Source organism: Arenibacter arenosicollis (genome assembly GCF_014397245.1).
GTDB classification, from domain to species: domain Bacteria; phylum Bacteroidota; class Bacteroidia; order Flavobacteriales; family Flavobacteriaceae; genus Arenibacter; species Arenibacter arenosicollis.
In genome coordinates, this window is the sequence record NZ_JACLHY010000051.1 from 1 (window position 1) to 4609 (window position 4609).

At 52.1% G+C, this 4609-nt stretch carries 2 tRNA genes and 3 rRNA genes; all 5 read right to left on the minus strand.

Annotated features, from left to right (window positions below):
• Positions 1-5: 5 nt before the first annotated feature.
• A 5S ribosomal RNA gene (rrf, locus tag H4O18_RS21745) occupies positions 6-117 on the minus strand.
• 173 nt (positions 118-290) lie between these two features.
• Positions 291-3127 (minus strand): 23S ribosomal RNA (locus H4O18_RS21750).
• A gap of 221 nt (positions 3128-3348) precedes the next feature.
• Positions 3349-3422: transfer RNA gene (locus H4O18_RS21755), tRNA-Ala, on the minus strand.
• Between the two features lie 148 nt (positions 3423-3570).
• A tRNA-Ile gene (locus tag H4O18_RS21760) sits at positions 3571-3644 on the minus strand.
• Positions 3645-3729: 85 nt separating this feature from the next.
• Positions 3730-4609, minus strand: a 16S ribosomal RNA gene (locus tag H4O18_RS21765); the annotation flags it as partial.

Sequence of the window (4609 nt, forward strand, 5' to 3'; positions counted from 1 at the left end):
TCAAAAAAAGGCGGCGGCCTACTCTCCCACTTGGTGTAGCAGTACCATCGGCGCAGACGGGCTTAACTTCCCTGTTCGGAATGGTAAGGGGTGGGCCCCGTCGCCATGGCCACCTAAAAACTTCTATACTTTAATGTCCGGTACCCTGCAGCGGATGCTGAGCGTAGCCGAAGCATGACATAATAATGGGACAGGGCGGCCGTAATGGTCGCACTAAAATAAGGTAAGGTACACGTACTGTTGTTTGAAAAAAGGTTTGTTGCGTCCCGCGGTTTCCCGCGGGACGGCGTTTGCGCAAGCCAACGGGCAATTAGTACCACTCGGCTACGGACATTGCTGCCCTTCCACCTATGGCCTATCGACGTGGTCATCTCCCACGGCCCTTTAAAGAAATCTCATCTTGTGGCGGGTTTCGCGCTTATATGCTTTCAGCGCTTATCCCATCCCGACATAGCTACCCAGCAATGCCCCTGGCGGGACAACTGGTGCACCAGCGGTCGGTCCAACCCGGTCCTCTCGTACTAGGGTCAGGTCCACTCAAATTTCTAACGCCCGCAGTAGATAGAGACCGAACTGTCTCACGACGTTCTGAACCCAGCTCGCGTGCCACTTTAATGGGCGAACAGCCCAACCCTTGGGACCTTCTCCAGCCCCAGGATGTGACGAGCCGACATCGAGGTGCCAAACCCCCCCGTCGATATGAGCTCTTGGGGGAGATCAGCCTGTTATCCCCGGCGTACCTTTTATCCTTTGAGCGATGGCCCTTCCATGCGGAACCACCGGATCACTATGCTCTACTTTCGTACCTGGTCGACCTGTATGTCTCTCAGTCAAGCGCCCTTGTGCCATTGCACTCTGCACACGATTGCCAACCGTATTGAGGGCACCTTTAGAAGCCTCCGTTACTCTTTTGGAGGCGACCACCCCAGTCAAACTACCCACCACGCACTGTCCTCCCATAAGGGAGTTAGGCCCCGGACAAACAAAGGCTGGTATTTCAACAATGACTCCACCACACCTGGCGATGCAGCTTCAAAGTCTCCCAGCTATCCTACACATTGGTTGCCCAAGGTCAATACGAAGCTATAGTAAAGGTGCACGGGGTCTTTTCGTCCCACTGCGGGTAACCGGCATCTTCACCGATACTACAATTTCACCGAGCTCATGGCCGAGACAGTGTCCAGATCGTTGCACCATTCGTGCAGGTCGGAACTTACCCGACAAGGAATTTCGCTACCTTAGGACCGTTATAGTTACGGCCGCCGTTTACTGGGGCTTCAATTCAATGCTTCTCCTTGCGAATGACATCTCCTCTTAACCTTCCAGCACCGGGCAGGTGTCAGGCCCTATACTTCATCTCTCGATTTTGCAGAGCCCTGTGTTTTTGATAAACAGTCGCCTGGACCTCTTCACTGCGGCCACGCTAGAAGCGTGGCGACCCTTCTCCCGAAGTTACGGGTCTATTTTGCCTAGTTCCTTAGCCATGAATCTCTCGAGCGCCTTAGAATACTCATCCCAACCACCTGTGTCGGTTTGCGGTACGGGCTGCTTCACTTGGTTTTCTCGGAGGATGTTAAGCTGGATTATCACCTTGGCCGGAGCCTCAGTGTACTATCGGGGCGTCACCGCTCCCTTCAACGTACTATTCCGTCAGTACGCACCAACGCCACATCCCCGTCACTTTTAATGTGAGCAGGTACAGAAATATTAATCTGTTGTCCATCCACTACCCCCTTCGGGTTCGCGTTAGGTCCCGACTGACCCCCAGCTGATTAGCATAGCTGGGGAAACCTTGGTCTTTCGGCGTGCGGGTTTCTCGCCCGCATTATCGTTACTTATGCCTACATTTTCGTTTGTAGCTCCTCCAGCGCCCCTTACAGGTCGCCTTCAGCGGCACTACAATGCTCCCCTACCCCTCTGTACCGAGTACAGAAGTCACAGCTTCGGTGATATACTTATGCCCGATTATTATCCATGCGGAACCGCTCGACCAGTGAGCTGTTACGCACTCTTTAAATGAATGGCTGCTTCCAAGCCAACATCCTGGCTGTCAATGCAGTTCCACCGCGTTATATCAACTTAGTATATACTTGGGGACCTTAGCTGGTGATCTGGGTTCTTTCCCTCTCGGACATGGACCTTAGCACCCATGCCCTCACTGCGCAGAAACATTTTATAGCATTCGGAGTTTGTCAGGAATTGGTAGGCGGTGAAGCCCCCGCATCCAATCAGTAGCTCTACCTCTATAAAACTATCTACACGCTGCACCTAAATGCATTTCGGGGAGTACGAGCTATTTCCGAGTTTGATTGGCCTTTCACCCCTACCCACAGGTCATCCCAAGACTTTTCAACGTCAACGGGTTCGGTCCTCCACTGTGTGTTACCACAGCTTCAACCTGCCCATGGGTAGATCACACGGTTTCGCGTCTACTACTACTGACTATGGCGCCCTGTTCAGACTCGCTTTCGCTACGGATCCGCACCTGAAGTGCTTAACCTTGCCAGTAAAAGTAACTCGTAGGCTCATTATGCAAAAGGCACGCCGTCACCCCCGAAGGGGCTCCGACCGCTTGTAGGCGTATGGTTTCAGGATCTTTTTCACTCCCTTGTTCAGGGTTCTTTTCACCTTTCCCTCACGGTACTGGTTCACTATCGGTCTCTCAGGAGTATTTAGTCTTGGCGGATGGTCCCGCCGGATTCACACAGGGTTTCACGTGCCCCGCGCTACTCAGGATACCGCTATCGATAATGTTCTTTGCTCTTACGGGACTATCACCCTCTACGGTCCCTCTTTCCAAAGGGTTCTGATTCATCGCACATCGAATGTCGCGGTCCTACAACCCCGATATTGCCGAAACAACATCGGTTTGGACTAATCCGCTTTCGCTCGCCACTACTCACGGAATCACTTTTGTTTTCTCCTCCTCCGGCTACTTAGATGTTTCAGTTCACCGGGTTTGCTTGGCTTTCGCCATGACATGTCTTCAACATGCCGGGTTGCCCCATTCGGATACCTGCGGATCATATCGTGTGTGCCGATCCCCGCAGCTTTTCGCAGCTTATCGCGTCCTTCATCGCCTCTGAGAGCCTAGGCATTCCCCATACGCCCTTATCTAGCTTGTCGCCAGACCTTTTATTCTATTACCGGGCCCCCCTTCCGCGGCAGCGTCCAAAGGGCCCTCTCTTTTATACTTGTACTTTACTTTACTTTCGTGTTTCTTTTTCAGCGTACGCAAAGACCTGAATCTGTTGCGCACCCTGTCCCAATATGTCAATGAACGTTTCGGCCATCCCCGTTGTCCCCTTTGCGGCCTTTGGCCAAGATAACGGCAATGTGTTGCCAATGTGGAGAATATCGGAGTCGAACCGATGACCTCCTGCGTGCAAGGCAGGCGCTCTAGCCAGCTGAGCTAATCCCCCGTTTTCCTATAGCCCGGCCCTAGCCAGTCAATAGTCGGCAGGTTTCCCAACTTCTAGAATTTCCTAATTCAATAATTTCAATCAATGAACGTTTCAAAACTTTAAACTTTTAAACTTAAAACTTTGAACTTGCAGCATTGCCGCATCGTAGTCTCAGGCAGACTCGAACTGCCGACCTCTACATTATCAGTGTAGCGCTCTAACCAGCTGAGCTATGAGACTCACTATAGTTTATTTTTGTTATTTATAAAGACAGAAAACGAAAAAACGGGCCTTCGGAAAAATGCCCATACGGCAAATTCTCTAGAAAGGAGGTGTTCCAGCCGCACCTTCCGGTACGGCTACCTTGTTACGACTTAGCCCTAGTTACCGATCTTGCCCTAGGCCGCTCCTTGCGGTGACGGACTTCAGGCACTCCCGGCTTCCATGGCTTGACGGGCGGTGTGTACAAGGCCCGGGAACGTATTCACCGGATCATGGCTGATATCCGATTACTAGCGATTCCAGCTTCACGGGGTCGAGTTGCAGACCCCGATCCGAACTGTGACCGGTTTTGTAGATTCGCTCCTGGTTGCCCAGTGGCTGCTCTCTGTACCGGCCATTGTAGCACGTGTGTGGCCCAGGACGTAAGGGCCGTGATGATTTGACGTCATCCCCACCTTCCTCGCGGTTTGCACCGGCAGTCCCGTTAGAGTCCCCATCATTACATGCTGGCAACTAACGGCAGGGGTTGCGCTCGTTATAGGACTTAACCTGACACCTCACGGCACGAGCTGACGACAACCATGCAGCACCTTGTGATCTGCCCGAAGGAAACTCTATCTCTAAAGCTGTCAGACCACATTTAAGCCCTGGTAAGGTTCCTCGCGTATCATCGAATTAAACCACATGCTCCACCGCTTGTGCGGGCCCCCGTCAATTCCTTTGAGTTTCATCCTTGCGGACGTACTCCCCAGGTGGGATACTTATCACTTTCGCTTGGCCGCCCAGATTTGCATCCGGACAGCTAGTATCCATCGTTTACGGCGTGGACTACCAGGGTATCTAATCCTGTTCGCTCCCCACGCTTTCGTCCATCAGCGTCAGTATATAGTTAGTAACCTGCCTTCGCAATCGGTATTCTATGTAATATCTATGCATTTCACCGCTACACTACATATTCTAGTTACTTCACTATAACTCAAGAC